The sequence below is a fragment of the Dysgonomonas sp. ZJ709 genome, assembly GCF_011039195.1.
Taxonomy (GTDB): domain Bacteria; phylum Bacteroidota; class Bacteroidia; order Bacteroidales; family Dysgonomonadaceae; genus Dysgonomonas.
The window spans coordinates 38,637-53,857 of sequence record NZ_JAAKEM010000005.1; the positions used below are offsets into that span (position 1 = coordinate 38,637).

The window sequence follows — 15,221 nt, forward strand, 5'->3', positions numbered from 1 at the left end:
GGAGACTTCAAAATTCCAATTTCAGTTGCTTATCCGTAAGATTGAATGTTAACCGATGATAAGGAGTAACACCATGCAGTTCTATTGCGTGACGATGTTTTTTAGTCGGATAACCTTTGTTGCTGCACCAATCATAATTGGGATAGTCAGCATCCAGTTGAGTCATGAAATCATCCCTGTACGTCTTGGCCAAAATAGATGCCGCTGCAATAGGTAGCAACTTGCCATCGCCTTTAACTACACAGGTGTGAGGAATATCTTCATATTTTTTGAAACGGTTGCCATCTATCAACAGATGCTCGGGACGCACTTTTAATGCTGCTACGGCACGTTGCATAGCCAGAAATGAAGCATTGAGGATATTAATCTCGTCTATCTCTTTGTGGTCGACTATGCCTACTGCCCATGCAATAGCTTTTTCCTCTATATAAGGACGCAATTCGTAGCGCTTCTTTTCGGTCAACTGCTTGGAGTCGTTCAGATCAGTACATATAAAATCGGGAGGTAATATAACAGCCGCTGCAAATACCGGTCCGGCAAGGCAGCCGCGCCCTGCTTCGTCACATCCGGCTTCTATTAAATCGGGGTATAGAGATAGTTCTAGCATCATTAAAAAGTAATTGTTATATTGTTATCGGCAGGGAAGAAATCCAGTTCAATATCATTCATATCCACCGGAGAATCGAGTGTAAGCGATAATTGCTGAATCCATTTTCTCATATCGTCAGTCATTTTTTCGTCACCATAAGCATGTTGAACAAATACCTGTCCCATAACTTTTGCCATCCTGCTGACAACCGTATCGGGCAAGCCAAAGCCCATGTTGCTTATCTTTTGAGTAGCCAATCTTTCAGACAGTTGCTCCATCCGTATTTTGCTATTCACGGCCAAAGAAGGATCTTGGGGGATCGACATTACATTAAATGTTGAAATATTCATACTCGTTGGCGAGTAATCGATGGAGCGATAAGAGAAGGGGTAAGAGCACAACGTTCCAGTTTCGATATCGTAAATCGTATTTCCGTTGTCGGAAGTAAAAGCCGTAATATCATTGGCATGAAAATGACCTGTAAAGATCGCTTTCATTCCTTTATCTGCAAACAAGGGGGCAAGTCGCTGCCAGTCGTCTACCAGATAGTCTTTGAAAAATGTAGACTGATACATGATGTGTTCGACCAATCCCCAGTGCATCATGCCCAGAACTTGTATATTCTTTTCTTTAGCTTCGTCCAGAATCTCTATAACCCACTTTTCAGTTTCGGGAGATAATTTGCCCGACGAAAGGCTTCGGGTGGTGTATTCTTTATAGCGGGCTACATCGATAGCTAAAAGCCATGTGCCGTTATCCAGTTGAGCGACATAACTTAGTGATGCCGTATCGCGTTTCAAAGCCGTTCCATAACCACAATCTTTATAAATATCTGCAAATTCTTGGGGGGAGACATTATCTACCGGCTCGGCCTTGTCGCCTTCAAATCTTACGGCATTGGGCATATTGATGTCGTGATTGCCGGGAATGACAAAAACCTTCGTTCCTCTATCCTGCAACGGTTTCAGTCTCGCTCTGAAATCGAGATGGCTCTGTTTTTCGCCATCTTTAGTCATATCACCACTTACGAGCAATATATCCGGTTTGTTTTCATTATAATAAGCCAGAACCTGATCTAACACTTGGGGAACAGCTTTTATATTCTTTCCGCTGGATGCAATATAATTGTTTATTGCATTGCCGTCATCCATCAGTCTCTCCGAAAGATAATGTGTGTCTGATATTACGCCGATTTTCAGAGGTTGAGATGCCGATAATCCGAGCGAAAGGATGAGAAGAATATAGAATATTATGTATCTCATACGTTATATATTAAGCAAATCTTAGCTTTTACCCAATATGAATAAAAGCCAAGATCAACTGATTAAATAGTCAAGATACAAAGTTAATATTGTTGTTTAAATTCCTATCATAACACCGATGGTATATGTTCTCAAATCAGGTCCTTTATCTTTGCTAAACATCGATAAAGGAGAATAGTAACCGTAAACATGAATACCATTAATACCTGCCTGTAATCTTAACTTTAAATCGATAGGGCGGATATTAAGATCACGCCCCATATTTTGTACAACCCTTCCATTATCCGTATAGAAGTTCACCTGCGACTTGGAATAATATTTTATAAATCCGACAACCCCTCCCGATACATGAAGGCCTGATGTCTGATATTCCATCAATAACGGTATTGTAACATAGTACACCAAGAGTTTCGATGAATTGTAGTTTATACCTTCGGGAGCCGGTTCGAATCGGGTAACGCCGTCTATACGGGTCAAGGCAGCATTGTCGCGGAAATGGTAGCGCGACCATTCGAAACCTATACCGCTAACAAAAAGCCAGTTCGAATTTTTTATCTGTCTGTGATAATCGAATAAGTTTAAGGTGAAGTTATGAGAACGGCTCAATTGTAAGCTGCCGTTTGGTATATCATTGTTGTTGTAATTCATAAATCCCATACCGAATCCAGTCCAATGGGGGCTCAGTTTCTTCTTCTTTTTCCACGAGAAGATGAAGTTGTAATCAGCTCCGTCGAACGCTATATTGCTACTGACTTCGTTTTTTATGGGTATTATTTTTTCTGTTTCGGTGGTAGTGGCTGTTACGACCCCTGTTACAGGGTCTGTTTCGGAAACTGTTACAACTGTTCTTATAACAGTATCTTGAGCACATACAATATCATTTGCACGCAGCGATATTACCGCAAGGCATATGAACGGGAGGATAATCAACTTTTTCATATCTATTAATTGTTTAATTTCTTACTTACACTGAGAATCTGAATGCACTTTATTATTATCTATTGCAGTTTCAATCGTTTGTTATTCACATAGATGAATAAATCTTTAAGCTTCTGCAATTCGTATTCTAACTGTTGAGGCGGGAAATCGCCTTGCAGGTATACGAGTGTTATTTTTCTCGACTTATTTTTGTAGAGAATATATTCGTTCGTTCCCGACGACTTGTTTATTCCCAAATAATACATACCCGATTCAACTTTACCGTCTTTCTTCAATTCCGATATTTTAGTTCCGTTTTGGATATCGACCTCTATGGCTTGCCGTATTTGTTGATTTTTCCTGTCACTTTCGTCCATAATAAGGCTCTTGTAAAGAGTAATCTTACTCCCCTGCGAAAGTATGTCTGTCGACAATTGTACCAAAACCGATCCATCCTGTTTGCCATATTCATCAAAGACAGTTTTTATCTTCAGATGATTTTGAGCAAATGCACCGAGGGCGATCATTTGTGTCATACAGAGTAATATTAATATTTTATATTTCATCGCTTGTTGATTTTATTCGGTAAATGAATTGAGTATTCCTATTTGCGAATTGAGAACGTCTTCATCCACATCAGAGATATTTTCGATAGAAATCAGCGCCTGATTGTTTATTATGTGCACATCCGATATTCTTTTTCCATCTATGTAAACCATCGATTGATCATTGACATTTTCAGGTGTCATATATGCAAGTCTCATGACGGCTAAGAGCAATATACATGCTGCAATGCTGCTCCAGGCATACAACGAGAATCTCTTTTTAGCTTTTTTCGGTTTTGTTTCCGTTGTTTCTTTTCGCTCTTCGGCAAAGAAATTAAACATCGGGGCATATACCCTATGTCTTTCTTCGATATCAGCTTGCAGAAAATAATTGCGAAGCATTTTTTCTTCTGCAAGAGATGTATCACCATCAAAGTATTTCTCTATTATTTTATCTATATCCTTCATATCCCTTGTTGTCTTATTTTATTCATGTCTATGTATATATCACGAACTCTTTTTCGCGCTCTCGATAGATTTACTCTTACAGCAGTAGGTTCCGAGCCTGTTATATCTGCAATCTCGCTCAATTCATATCCTTCTATATCTCTCATCAACATGATCCTGCGTTGCAGTTCAGGCAAAGAGTCGATAATCTTCCGGATAATCTCTACAGTATCACTTTGCTCTGTGTAGGTATAAGGATTTATACTTCCTTCGGCAATCTGTACATTATCTAACGACAATTTCGGTCTGTCAGCTCTCAATTTGTCGATACAGATATTTTTGAGAGTCTGCATGGCAAATCCATGCGGATTAGGATGATCGTCGAGCTGCAATCTGACATTCCACAACCTGAGATAGGTTTCCTGAACGGCATCTTCCGCATCGATATCATTTGCGAGCATGCTCCTTGCAAAAAAATGCATCTTTTCGCGGAGCGGCATCACCATTATTTTAAATCTCTCTAATTCCATATCTACTTATATGACGAAGTAACCGAAATAATGTAACATCGGATTTGAAGTATTTTTTAATCTAAATTAAGTTCGGATATTTTCGGTCAAAAAACATATCGATAACTATTTGTAAATGTATCCGGTAATATGAACAGTATAGCACATTATTATGTTTGTTTTCAGAAATATAAATTTAATAAGAGTTTAGTGTAATTATCATTTTCTGTTTATTGATCTGTTTTTCGTTTCTATCTGTCAGCTCCTCTTTTCTCTCTCTTTGTCATCCCAAACTGAAAGGAGGGATTTATTTAGCCTCCCCAACCCCTCCCAGCCCCCTAATCCCCCCAAGGGGGACTAAATACTCGCCTCTGTCATCCCGATACGCAGTGAGGGATCTTAGCCTCCCCAACCCCTCCCAAGGAGGGGCTCTTGTATACCCTCTTTGTATTCCTCCCCTTAGGGGAGGTTAGGAGGGGCTATCGTTTCGGAATGACAAAGAGAATGATAGTTACAATTACAATCAATTCGTTGACAACTCATACTTCCTTTTAAAAAATTAAAGGACAAAAAAAATACGGCTGCCTCAATATGAAGCAGCCGTATTTTTTATAATAAAGGTATATTTATTTTGCACTCTTAGGCAGTGCATCGATCCATTGAATTTGATTCGTATTCAGAGCATCGCCGTAATCAGTAAGAGACCATAAGATTGATTGTAATTCTACACATTGATCATTATATGCCTCTTCTCCCTTTTCAAATTCTTCATAATTTATCTTTTTATCTGCTAATCTGTTGCACAGATCAACTATTAAAGACGAGTTAGATACTACTCCCCATTTGTACGTCTCTGATGATGATGAAGAGCTCTTGCTATTATTTCCACAATACATGAGTAAAACAAATCCTAATGTTTTATTGTCAGCCGGAACTTTAACGCTCACTTTTTTCAACAAAACACCATTTTGATAATCCCCCGAGTTGGATACTATAATTGTTCCCGCAGGAAATGTAACTTCTATGTCTTGTGCTGTTGTGTTTTTAAGAGGAATATATAGGCTTACATAGTAACCGCTACCCATTACTACATCAGCTTCAGCAGAAGCCTTCGTAATAAAATCACTTACTAATTGAGAAGATAATTTAGATTCTTTCGAAGCGAGGGATTTATAGTAATGACTTCTACTTCCTGTAATTACACCATCTAAAGTTATACCTGTGGGTAAAACGAACGGTGTCCCCGTAAGCTCACCTTCTTTATCTCCTAGTCCTGAAATCAGACCCGGAGTGTCAACAACAACATTATTGTCAATAGGATTGTCATTGTCATCATCACTACTACAAAATGTAAAAGAAAGTGCAAGGCATAGCAATAGGGTCAGCCTTAAAACTGAATTTAATTGTCTCATAAATAAAAATATTGTTATAATTTGTAAAATTTAGTACGTGGCAAAAATACACTATATATTTAACATTTCAAATTATATTAAGTATTATATGTGGTAACTATTATCAGTCATCATAAAGACATTCTATATATTATTCCTATTTTTGTAGGCTAAATAAACAATGTATTCAACTATGAAGCGAAATAACATCCTTTATCTGTCGATAATAACCATTTTTCTTACCATCCTTTCATCTTGTGGAACACAAAAACAACAAGTGAAATTTGCCGATCTAAAGAACCCTAAAAGAGAGTTTAGAGGTGCATGGTTGAGCACAGCATGGCAATCACGTTACCGTACTATGAGTCCGGAGCAGATGAAAGCATACTTCGTGAGATCGTTAGATCAACTGCAAGCCGACGGTATCAATGCTATAATTTTTCAGGTACGCCCACAATCCGATACATTCTACAAATCGAATCTCGAACCTTGGAGTGCTCATCTCACAGGTACACAGGGAAAAGCTCCGCAAGGTAATTTCGATCCATTGGCTTTTCTGATAGAAGAATGCCATAAACGTAATATGGAACTGCATGCATGGCTCAATCCTTATCGTGTAACAACCAGTACAAACGATCAATTAGTCAGCAATCACTTATATTACAGAGAACCCGAACGCTTCGTAACCTTTGGCGGCAAGATATATTTCGATCCGGGTATTCCTAAAAATCAGGAATACATCTGTCAGGTAGTGAAAGATATAGTTATGCGTTACGATGTAGATGCTATTCACATGGACGACTATTTCTATCCTTACCCTATTATGGGCGAAGGCTTCCCCGATGACAAAAGTTTCAATACATACGGAAAACAACAAGGATATACAGGAAACCAACTGGGTGACTGGCGACGCAACAATGTGAATACACTAATCAAAGATGTAAAATATACGATTGCAAGCACTAAACCTTGGGTGCGTTTCGGTATCAGTCCGTTTGGTATCTATCGTAATGTGAAAAGTACGCCTGATGGTTCGGGTAGTAATACAAATGGTTTGCAGAATTACGATGATCTGTATGCAGACGTGAAACTATGGGTCGAAAAAGGCTGGATAGATTACAACATGCCTCAGATATATTGGGAAATAGGACATACTGCTGCCGACTATAAGACGCTGATTAACTGGTGGGCTGCCAATAATTTCGGACAACCGCTCTATATCGGTCAAGATGTGAAGCGTACTATGGATGCTAAAACTGCTACGGGCGATACCCAACTTGCCGAAAAGATGTTATTGTCTCGCAGTTTTCCGACTGTGCACGGTAATTGTTTCTGGCCTGCATACGAGTTGCTCGACAACTACAAAGGAATAGAAGATCAGCTTCGCAAGAACTATCACCGCTATCCTGCACTTATTCCTGCATATACACATATGCACGACAAACAACCTAAAACAATAGGTAAGATAAAAGAGGAATATACCCAGACGGCTCATATTCTCCATTGGACAAGCAATCATGAAAAATATGATCCCGAAACGGCTCAGTATTACGTAGTGTATCGCTTTGCAAAAGGAGAACCGGAAAATATAGAAAATGCGCAGAATATTGTGGCTATAACCCGAGAAACAAGCTGTGTATTACCTTACGAAGGAGGGAAGAAGCAATATAAGTATGTTGTGACTGCTGTAGATGCTTTCCATAACGAATCGAAGGGTAAATCGAAAAAGATAAAACTGTAAGGGATTACTGTTTTTATAATTAAGTAAACAACTAAAAAAGGTCACCGACCTCAATAATAAAAAGACAGAATGAACGGACGGAATTTTGCAATGATAGCCAAAACAATGGCAGGCCTCGAAGAAGTATTAGCTGAAGAACTAATAGGACTAGGTGCTAATAATCTCGAAATAGGAACTCGAATGGTTTCTTTCGAAGGAGATCTCGCCCTTCTTTACAGAGCCAATATACAGTGCCGCACGGCTCTGCGCATATTGCGCCCTGTTTATCAGTTTACTGCACGGAATGCGGATGATATATACAAGAAGGTAAAAGCCATGAACTGGTATGAGCATATGACAGAAGACAGCACTTTTGCTATCGATGCCATTACTTTCTCCGAACTGTTTACGCATTCTAAGTTTGTAGCTTATAGGGTGAAAGATGCCATTGCCGACTACTTTATGCAAAAGACAAGCAAGCGTCCATCTGTGGATGTGAAAGACCCTGATCTGCTTATTAACTTCCATATAGCACACGACAAGTGTACATTATCATTCGACAGTTCGGGCGAATCACTGCATAAGAGAGGTTATCGCGTTGCACAAACCGAAGCCCCGCTTAACGAGGTGTTAGCCGCAGGAATGATCTTGAAAACAGGATGGCGTGGCGAAAGCGACTTTGTCGATCCCATGTGTGGTTCGGGAACATTGCTTATCGAGGCTGCCATGATAGCAATGAATGTACCTCCGGGCATTTATCGCAGTAAGTTCGCATTCGAGAAATGGAAAAACTTCAATCAGGATCTATTCGATACAATCTACAATGACGATAGTGGCGAGCGTGAGTTCAAATACAAAATATATGGCTCGGATATATCAGCCGAGGCTATTGAGATTGCAGCCGAAAATGTAAAGAGTGCAAATCTTCAGCGACATATCAACCTAGAGGTAAAACCTTTCGAGAAATACGATAAAGCTCCTGCCGAGAAAGGTATTCTGATAACCAATCCTCCCTATGGCGAACGTATTCAGCCCGACGATCTGTTTGGTCTGTACGAAATGATAGGCGAACGGTTAAAACATGTGTTTATGGGCTACTCGGCTTGGATATTGAGCTATCAACGAGAATGTTTCAATAAGATAGGATTGAAACCAACTAAGAAATATCCGTTGGTGAACGGTTCGCTGCAATGTGAATTCCGCAGATATGATATTTTTGCGGGGAAAAGAACCGAGTTTAAGAAAGGCGATAATTAAAACCTGAATTTTATATAATTATAGGAGTCGTCTATACTTTTATAATCATTATGCCTTGTCCGTCATCCCGAACTGAAAGGAGGGATCTGCTTTCAGTTATAGCAAGACAACAACAATAGATCCCTCACTACGTATCGGGATGACAAAGAGAAAGATATACTAATACAAAAAAAGAGCTAATGAAAAACATTAGCTCTTTTTTAATCGTCATCGTCGTCACGTCTCTTTTTCTTCTTCTTTTTGCGGGTGAAGATCGATTTTACTTTCTTCATAGCAAAGCCCATAATCATTGGTTGTGCCATTTCCCACAAGAGTGGTGATACAGCCAATAATCCGGCCAGTACCCCTTGAATCAGACCATTGGAACCATGGTTGCTACTATTCTCATTTTCTTTGTCCTCACGTTTCGGAGAACCGCCAAATCCCAGTTTGCGGCGTACTCCATTTAAAGCACCGGTGAATAGGAGCGAGGTGAAATTATCAGTCACATACGACCAGTGTTCGCCTAGTCGTGCTTCACCCTCGGCACACTCGCTTCTGAGTATTTGTTTCTCCCGGCGGAGAATATTTAACGGTGTTAATTTATTCTGACTCATTCTTATCCAAATTTTGAAGGAAAACAATTATCTTGTTCAATAAGAACATTCTAAGTGGTTTTCCACAGATTAATATTATAATCAGAACCAGAATAGAAAATCCTGCCAGAATAGCAAAACCAAGTGCTAAACTTTTTAGCAACTCACCGATAAAGAAGGCAAGGCCTATAAGTACAAAGAACAGAATAGTAAAGACAAGAGTAATAACTATTAAGCCATACCCCATAGCTGAGGCAGATATGCCAAGCTTCTCGAAGGCATCAAGCTTGAACAGCTTGATCCTCGTGTTGGTATAGCTTAATAGGTCTAACTTAACTTCGTCAAGTAAGGTACTAAAATCTTTATCTTTTTCTGAATTATTCAGCATCAATCTTACTTGCTAATTCGTCTACTTTTTCTCTTCCTTTATTCGCAGCCGTTTTTACATTACCTTTCACTTTGTCTACAAGACTATTGATGTCTCTCAACCATTGCTCTTTTTTTTCAGAAGCGGCAACATAACCAACAGCAGCACCTATCGCAGCGCCTACGGCTAAAAACAATAAGTTAGAACCAGTCTTACCCATAATATTAATTTCTTTAAATTGTTATTTTACTTTTACGTTCCTATTTATAAACAAACAAGTCTTGATCTTGTTTAGTCAAATAATCTAAATTCAAAACAGGAAGACTAAATTAGTTCTTTTTTTGATAAGAAGAACTAAAGCATCCCTAAAAAATGAAAATAGGCTTTTACACAGCTTCTCCAAATAGAGTTGCCGATGTAATATGCGTTATTTTTACGTTCACAAAATCTCCTATTCGGTAGCTGCCTTTATCAAATATTACTACCTTGTTTTGAGAAGTACGACCAAATAGCTGATCTTTGGAACGTTTAGAAAATCCCTCTACCAACACTTCGAATGTTTTACCTATATCTTTTAGGTTGCTTCTTTTCGAACATTCTATTTGCAGATCGATAATATCTTGTAAGCGTTTCGCTTTTACCTCTTCGGGAACATTGTCTTCCAATTTTTTAGACGCATAAGTACCCGGACGCTCCGAATATTTGAACATAAATGCCTGATCGAAACAAACCTCACGCATAAGCGATAGTGTTTCTTCCTGATCTTCTTCCGTCTCGTCGTGATAGCCGCACATAATATCGGTAGACAGGCCACAGCCGGGGATAATGCGGTTGATTGCCGCTATGCGTTCGAGATACCATTCGCGGTCGTATTTGCGATTCATCAGTTTTAACATACGCGAACTGCCGGTTTGCACAGGCAGATGAATAAACTTGCAGAGATTGTCGTATTTCGCTATCGTTTCCAGCGTTTCATCATTCATATCGCGCGGATGCGATGTCGTGAAACGAATACGCATTTTAGGTGCTATGAGGGCAACCATTTCGAGCAGTTTAGAAAAATCGACGATAGTTCCGTCAGCTTCTTCGAAACGGTACGAATTTACGTTTTGTCCCAATAGAGTTACTTCTTTGAAATTCTTGTCGCGAAGGGCTACTACTTCGTTTAATATACTCTGAGGTTCGCGGCTACGCTCACGACCACGAGTGAAAGGAACGATGCAATAGGTGCAGAACTTATCGCATCCACGCATAATGGATACATATCCCGATATATGATTACCGCCTATTTTAAGCGGAATTACATCCTTATAAGTCTCGGTTTTAGACAATTGTACATTGATAGCTTTTTCGCCACATTCGGCGGCACCTATCAGGTTAGGCAAATCCAGATAAGCATCGGGGCCCACCACAACATCGGCATGATGTTTTTCGAGCAATTCTTCTTTTGCACGTTCTGCCATACAGCCAAGTACACCTATTATCATTCCGGGTTTGTGCTTACGCTTGATAGCATTCAGATGCTCGAGGCGTTGAATAACTCGTTGTTCGGCATTGTCGCGCACCGAACATGTGTTGATGAATACTGCATCGGCATCTTCCAGTTTATCAGTTATAGCATATCCGTCCATTTGCATAACGGATGCTACTACCTCACTGTCTGCCACATTCATCTGGCAGCCGTAAGTTTCGATAAACAGTTTTTTTTCTTCATTCGCAGTCGTGGATTTAGAGTCCAGTCCTTTGTCGTTGTTCATAGAATCTGTTTTTTTAGTATGTTTTTATAAAATTGGTTTGTCTCAAACCTGTACAAGTGTACAAAAATACAAAGAAAGTAAAAGAGTAGTGAAGGATAAATGATAAAAAAGCCATCTTACGGTGTTTATAATTCCGTAAGATGGCTTTCCTTGCCTGATATATATAACAGGTATATTTAAAAGTTATTAGCTATTCGGGCATAAAGTCCACCTTCAGCTTTTGTTATTTTAGGATCTGTCATTTCCTTATAGTCTTCCGTGAAATCACGTATCAGGTAATAACCTGATATGATAGATGTCTTTGTGGCAGATTGAGATCTATTGCCATGACTCATTCTGTAAACATACTCTTTGTCATTATATTTCAAAATAAGAAATGATGTCTGTAGAGCTTCATCATAGTTATACCTAAAAGTGCCTTCCTGTTTTGTATTCAGGTCTTTTATGTCCGGATAATAAGTGAGTTTCCCCTCTTCAGAAGACGTGTAGAGCAGTTTGAATCCTCCGCCTACAGGTGGCAATTCAGCAGTGAGTTCAGCTTTTATATTTCCTATTAATGTCTGATCGGTATTCGTTATATTATCAGTCAAAACTTCAATCTGATGTTCACTGATAAATAAAGAAGAAGTACTATTGATAACAGTTACGGTCAATGTCGCTGTCCTGTTCTCGCTGTCAGTGACACTGATGGTGGTCGTTCCCAGTTTATGTCCTCTAAGAGTTACATAGTTTATATCAGATATCTCGACTGTAACGATTTCTTCATTGTCGGACTTGCCCGATAGAGTGCCTTTTGCATTTTTTACCTCAACTGTAGCTGAGTGTATATCGGTTATTTCGATCGACGTAATTTTCGCGTTATCTTCGGGATATATCATTTGCGAAAAATGAATGCGATCGTCGTCGTCCTCACACGATGTGAGAACCATACATAGAGAAATCGTGAATAAGAATAATAAGGTTTTGATCTGTTTCATAGTATATAAGGTTTAGTTAAAAGCCGGAACCTGTCTTAACGCTAGCTGTTAGTGTTCCTGTGGCAATATTTATTTTAGGATTGATCATTGTCTTGTAATCATTAATAAAATTCATTTCCAACTCAAGAACTGTGGCTGTAGTCGATTGTAAATCATAAGGGGCACTCATCGTATAAGTATAGCTATTATCATTGTATTTTAAAATGAGTAAAACCTTTTTCAGATTATCGTCATAACCTAATTCAAAAGTACCTTCTACCTTTTTTGTCAAATCTTTTACGTCCTCAAAATAAAGAAGTGTACCTCCGGTTGATGAAGTATAGGCAAGACTAAATCCTGCACCTACAGGCACTAGTTGACTAATTATGTCTGCTTTGATTTTAGCAAGAGTAAATTTATTGTCGTCCGTCGGATTTTCAGCTTCTACATTAGAAGATTGCTGGGTAACTAACATCGACAATGTATTATCTTTTACAGTGACTGTCAATCTTGCTATCCTGTTATTACTGTCTGTTGCTATAATAGTAGTTGTTCCTTCTGAATGTGCTGTAATAACCACCAGATTTTCTTTTTTTTGTTCTACTGTTGCAACTGCGTCGTTATCCGATTTAACAGTGAATCCACCTTGTGCGAAACGTACACCTACTGATGTGGAACCAAAACTAGGTATTTGAGTCTCGGTTACTTCAATAAAATTTGTAATAGTAGATGATAGGCTATAGAAGAACATATCTTCATCGTCGTTGCATGATGAAAAACTCAGGCATAACGAAAATGTCAATAATAGGAACAGTGAAAATTTAGTTTGTTTCATAAATTAAGGATAAAGATTAAATATCGAAGTGTCTTATACACACGCACAAATGTAATATTTTATTTTAAAATTCAAACCATATTATAATCTATTCATTGCATTATTGTACGTACAAATAATGTCTGGCTCATCTATGAGAAAGACCAGATAAAAAGAAGCATTATTTATTGTTTCTTTATCTGTTATATTATGCTTAGGCACGAGAGTTTTTCCTTGGGAGGGGTTGGGAGGGCGAGATAGATTTCTCTTTTCGGTTTGGAATGGCAGGGAAAAAGAAGAATGACAAGTTCAACTAAATATTTTATTTCTTATTTTCTGCCTTATTTTGCTGAACGATGTACTTAAGTTCTTTTTCGAGAGCGGCAATCCTCTCATCTTTTTCTTTAAGAGCCCTTTCGTAAAGCTCTACTACTTTATCTATCGGATTGAACGTACATTTGTAATGAGTAACATAGCCTGCTGCTTCGTCTTGAAACGTATTTGATATAATATTTACAGCATACTCGGCTTCGTAGTTTTTTATCGATTCTACAGGAATACCTAATACCTTCGATATTTTGTTTAAAATCTCGTTTTCCAACACTTCTTTCTGTTCTAATTCTAAAACAGCAGAAGCAGGAATGTCGAGTTCCTTAGCAATTTTTTCGGGTTGAATACCTAACAACTCACGCAACTTGCGCACAGTATGCCCATGATGAGCTCTGGGTGTGAAAGTTTTATCTGTATTCATAATCTAGAAATCTTTTTAGTGAGTTATATAAACGTGGTCAATATCTGCATCTTACTGCTTATCTTTAAGCATTTGCTGCATTAATGCCAGCTTTTCTTCTTTCTCTTTTATTATCTGATCATAAAGTTCTACAATTTTATCAATCGGATTAAACGAACATTTATAATTGAATTCATCTGCACGAACATAACCGTTTGAACCATCCTGAAATGTATTAGAGACTATATTTACAGCACGTTCTTCGTCGTAATTTTTGATTGCCTCGACCGATACTTTGAGTACACTGGATATTTTCTCTAATATTTCTTCATCTAATTCTTCTTTTGTTTCCAATCGGGAGATTCCCTGTTGTGATATACCCAACTCGTCGGCAAGCACTTCTTGCTTTACACCAAGTATCTCACGCAATCTTTTAACATTCTGTCCGTGATGGGCTTTTTTATCGGAAGTCGCTTCTGTATTCATAGATAAAAAATTAGTTCATTTGTTTATATTGGCAAATATATGAAAAATATAGAGAGATTGTATGATGTTTTTTACAATTACAAATGGATATTTTACGCATGTTTGTTGTTTCATACGCATCTTATTTAACTTTACTTTGTTCGTAAGATTTATAATTAAACAAATAGTATCTATTACCTGGATATATTGCTGACTCAATAAGGCTATGCGCGCTATGCCTTTTTACGAAAAAAAATCATGCGTTGTATTGAAAGGTAAAATAAAGCAACCAATATTTATTAGCAAATCATCAATTTCTTATTCATGCAAACACTATTCGGATTGCCAATGTATCGACCATAATTGTCAATTTTAGAATAACCGTTTTTTGTGTAAAACCTGATTGCTTCGGGCTGATTAAGACCTGTTTCGAGAACAATCTCTTTGAATCCAATTTCACCAGCCCATTTTTCAATTTCTTTTAGAATGAGAGGCGCGACACCAAGACCCCGATAATCAGGATTTACATACATTCTTTTTAGTTCGACCGAATGCGTGCTGAATGTTTTGAAGCATGCACAGCCAATGGGAGTGTTGTTGTCGTATGCAATTACGATAGTATTTAGTGATTCAATTTTGTTAAGACCATCATATAGGGATTGCATCTCTCCATTTCGTCGATTGAGATCATCGTCCAGATCTTTTATCAACAGTCTGAAATCTTCGTTGTCGGAGGTTGTTCGGATTATTTGAATCTTGTTTTGCATATTCTCACTTTAGAAAGTAGTAACCAATATTATAAGTTGTCTTGACTTTTCAAAATTTTTCGTATTATTTTGTCATCCTGAGGAACGAAGGATCTCGGTTGTGAGATGCTTCTCTATCGTTCAGCATGACAGAGAGAGTGAAAAATCAACAA

The 15,221-nt window shown here is 38.3% G+C and carries 17 protein-coding genes and 1 pseudogene; 2 read left to right on the forward strand and 16 right to left on the reverse strand.

Going from position 1 to position 15,221, the window contains the following annotated elements; genetic code table 11:
• Positions 1-7 precede the first annotated feature (7 nt).
• The 7 genes from G7Y56_RS05370 to G7Y56_RS05400 all read right to left on the reverse strand — a co-directional run bounded on the left by G7Y56_RS05370 (position 8) and on the right by G7Y56_RS05400 (position 5,682).
• On the reverse strand, positions 8-607 hold the full coding sequence (locus tag G7Y56_RS05370) for a ribonuclease HII (protein ID WP_165022356.1): 600 nt from the start codon (positions 605-607) through the stop codon (positions 8-10).
• Positions 608-609: 2 nt separating this feature from the next.
• Positions 610-1,851 carry a metallophosphoesterase gene (locus tag G7Y56_RS05375; RefSeq protein WP_165041714.1) on the reverse strand — a complete coding sequence of 414 codons (1,242 nt, stop codon included), beginning with the start codon at positions 1,849-1,851 and terminating at the stop codon, positions 610-612.
• A 96-nt stretch (positions 1,852-1,947) separates the two neighbouring features.
• Complete coding sequence (locus G7Y56_RS05380; RefSeq protein WP_165041716.1) at positions 1,948-2,790, reverse strand: hypothetical protein; 843 nt, start codon at positions 2,788-2,790, stop codon at positions 1,948-1,950.
• Between the two features lie 59 nt (positions 2,791-2,849).
• Complete coding sequence (locus G7Y56_RS05385) at positions 2,850-3,335, reverse strand: hypothetical protein (protein ID WP_165041718.1); 486 nt, start codon at positions 3,333-3,335, stop codon at positions 2,850-2,852.
• 12 nt (positions 3,336-3,347) lie between these two features.
• Positions 3,348-3,782, reverse strand: a complete 435-nt coding sequence (locus G7Y56_RS05390; RefSeq protein ID WP_165041720.1) for a hypothetical protein — start codon at positions 3,780-3,782, stop codon at positions 3,348-3,350.
• The gene (locus G7Y56_RS05395; protein WP_165041722.1) at positions 3,779-4,291 is read right to left on the reverse strand and encodes an RNA polymerase sigma factor; all 513 of its coding nucleotides are present in this window, start codon (positions 4,289-4,291) and stop codon (positions 3,779-3,781) included. The genes G7Y56_RS05390 and G7Y56_RS05395 overlap by 4 nt, the downstream gene beginning before the upstream one ends.
• A 605-nt stretch (positions 4,292-4,896) precedes the next feature.
• Complete coding sequence (locus G7Y56_RS05400; RefSeq protein ID WP_165041724.1) at positions 4,897-5,682, reverse strand: hypothetical protein; 786 nt, start codon at positions 5,680-5,682, stop codon at positions 4,897-4,899.
• Positions 5,683-5,854: 172 nt separating this feature from the next.
• On the opposite strand from G7Y56_RS05400, the gene G7Y56_RS05405 reads away from it, so the two are divergent.
• Together G7Y56_RS05405 and G7Y56_RS05410 are read left to right on the forward strand one after the other, a co-directional pair.
• Positions 5,855-7,402, forward strand: coding sequence for a glycoside hydrolase family 10 protein (locus G7Y56_RS05405; RefSeq protein WP_165041726.1), 1,548 nt, complete (start codon positions 5,855-5,857; stop codon positions 7,400-7,402).
• Positions 7,403-7,492: 90 nt separating this feature from the next.
• A pseudogene (locus G7Y56_RS05410) lies at positions 7,493-8,635 on the forward strand (class I SAM-dependent RNA methyltransferase); the annotation flags it as partial.
• Between the two features lie 203 nt (positions 8,636-8,838).
• Here G7Y56_RS05410 and G7Y56_RS05415 read toward each other — a convergent pair.
• The 9 genes from G7Y56_RS05415 to G7Y56_RS05455 form a co-directional block, all read right to left on the reverse strand.
• On the reverse strand, positions 8,839-9,234 hold the full coding sequence (locus G7Y56_RS05415) for a hypothetical protein (RefSeq protein WP_165041728.1): 396 nt from the start codon (positions 9,232-9,234) through the stop codon (positions 8,839-8,841).
• Positions 9,221-9,601: a hypothetical protein gene (locus G7Y56_RS05420; protein ID WP_165022383.1), complete on the reverse strand. Its 381-nt coding sequence runs from the start codon at positions 9,599-9,601 to the stop codon at positions 9,221-9,223. Before G7Y56_RS05420 ends, G7Y56_RS05415 begins: the two co-directional genes overlap by 14 nt.
• The gene (locus G7Y56_RS05425; RefSeq protein ID WP_165022386.1) at positions 9,591-9,800 is read right to left on the reverse strand and encodes a YtxH domain-containing protein; all 210 of its coding nucleotides are present in this window, start codon (positions 9,798-9,800) and stop codon (positions 9,591-9,593) included. Before G7Y56_RS05425 ends, G7Y56_RS05420 begins: the two co-directional genes overlap by 11 nt.
• A gap of 166 nt (positions 9,801-9,966) precedes the next feature.
• Positions 9,967-11,337 carry a tRNA (N6-isopentenyl adenosine(37)-C2)-methylthiotransferase MiaB gene (gene miaB, locus G7Y56_RS05430; RefSeq protein ID WP_165041730.1) on the reverse strand — a complete coding sequence of 457 codons (1,371 nt, stop codon included), beginning with the start codon at positions 11,335-11,337 and terminating at the stop codon, positions 9,967-9,969.
• A 176-nt stretch (positions 11,338-11,513) separates the two neighbouring features.
• Entirely contained in the window at positions 11,514-12,314 is an 801-nt protein-coding gene (locus G7Y56_RS05435; RefSeq protein WP_165041732.1) for a pilus assembly protein N-terminal domain-containing protein, read from the reverse strand.
• A gap of 16 nt (positions 12,315-12,330) precedes the next feature.
• Complete coding sequence (locus G7Y56_RS05440; protein WP_165041734.1) at positions 12,331-13,128, reverse strand: pilus assembly protein N-terminal domain-containing protein; 798 nt, start codon at positions 13,126-13,128, stop codon at positions 12,331-12,333.
• Positions 13,129-13,429: 301 nt separating this feature from the next.
• On the reverse strand, positions 13,430-13,858 hold the full coding sequence (locus tag G7Y56_RS05445; RefSeq protein WP_165022398.1) for a helix-turn-helix transcriptional regulator: 429 nt from the start codon (positions 13,856-13,858) through the stop codon (positions 13,430-13,432).
• 51 nt (positions 13,859-13,909) lie between these two features.
• Positions 13,910-14,323: a helix-turn-helix domain-containing protein gene (locus tag G7Y56_RS05450; RefSeq protein WP_165022401.1), complete on the reverse strand. Its 414-nt coding sequence runs from the start codon at positions 14,321-14,323 to the stop codon at positions 13,910-13,912.
• A 278-nt stretch (positions 14,324-14,601) separates the two neighbouring features.
• Positions 14,602-15,069, reverse strand: coding sequence for a GNAT family N-acetyltransferase (locus tag G7Y56_RS05455; protein ID WP_165041736.1), 468 nt, complete (start codon positions 15,067-15,069; stop codon positions 14,602-14,604).
• Positions 15,070-15,221 lie beyond the last annotated feature (152 nt).

What these genes read in the sequence shown, in the direction of transcription:
- G7Y56_RS05370 (WP_165022356.1), bottom strand. Translation starts at nt 607, where the DNA reads ATGCTAGAACTATCTCTATACCCCGATTTAATAGAAGCCGGATGTGAC.
- G7Y56_RS05375 (WP_165041714.1), bottom strand. Translation starts at nt 1,851, where the DNA reads ATGAGATACATAATATTCTATATTCTTCTCATCCTTTCGCTCGGATTA.
- G7Y56_RS05380 (WP_165041716.1), bottom strand. Translation starts at nt 2,790, where the DNA reads ATGAAAAAGTTGATTATCCTCCCGTTCATATGCCTTGCGGTAATATCG.
- G7Y56_RS05385 (WP_165041718.1), bottom strand. Translation starts at nt 3,335, where the DNA reads ATGAAATATAAAATATTAATATTACTCTGTATGACACAAATGATCGCC.
- G7Y56_RS05390 (WP_165041720.1), bottom strand. Translation starts at nt 3,782, where the DNA reads ATGAAGGATATAGATAAAATAATAGAGAAATACTTTGATGGTGATACA.
- G7Y56_RS05395 (WP_165041722.1), bottom strand. Translation starts at nt 4,291, where the DNA reads ATGGAATTAGAGAGATTTAAAATAATGGTGATGCCGCTCCGCGAAAAG.
- G7Y56_RS05400 (WP_165041724.1), bottom strand. Translation starts at nt 5,682, where the DNA reads ATGAGACAATTAAATTCAGTTTTAAGGCTGACCCTATTGCTATGCCTT.
- G7Y56_RS05405 (WP_165041726.1), top strand. Translation starts at nt 5,855, where the DNA reads ATGAAGCGAAATAACATCCTTTATCTGTCGATAATAACCATTTTTCTT.
- G7Y56_RS05415 (WP_165041728.1), bottom strand. Translation starts at nt 9,234, where the DNA reads ATGAGTCAGAATAAATTAACACCGTTAAATATTCTCCGCCGGGAGAAA.
- G7Y56_RS05420 (WP_165022383.1), bottom strand. Translation starts at nt 9,601, where the DNA reads ATGCTGAATAATTCAGAAAAAGATAAAGATTTTAGTACCTTACTTGAC.
- G7Y56_RS05425 (WP_165022386.1), bottom strand. Translation starts at nt 9,800, where the DNA reads ATGGGTAAGACTGGTTCTAACTTATTGTTTTTAGCCGTAGGCGCTGCG.
- miaB (WP_165041730.1), bottom strand. Translation starts at nt 11,337, where the DNA reads ATGAACAACGACAAAGGACTGGACTCTAAATCCACGACTGCGAATGAA.
- G7Y56_RS05435 (WP_165041732.1), bottom strand. Translation starts at nt 12,314, where the DNA reads ATGAAACAGATCAAAACCTTATTATTCTTATTCACGATTTCTCTATGT.
- G7Y56_RS05440 (WP_165041734.1), bottom strand. Translation starts at nt 13,128, where the DNA reads ATGAAACAAACTAAATTTTCACTGTTCCTATTATTGACATTTTCGTTA.
- G7Y56_RS05445 (WP_165022398.1), bottom strand. Translation starts at nt 13,858, where the DNA reads ATGAATACAGATAAAACTTTCACACCCAGAGCTCATCATGGGCATACT.
- G7Y56_RS05450 (WP_165022401.1), bottom strand. Translation starts at nt 14,323, where the DNA reads ATGAATACAGAAGCGACTTCCGATAAAAAAGCCCATCACGGACAGAAT.
- G7Y56_RS05455 (WP_165041736.1), bottom strand. Translation starts at nt 15,069, where the DNA reads ATGCAAAACAAGATTCAAATAATCCGAACAACCTCCGACAACGAAGAT.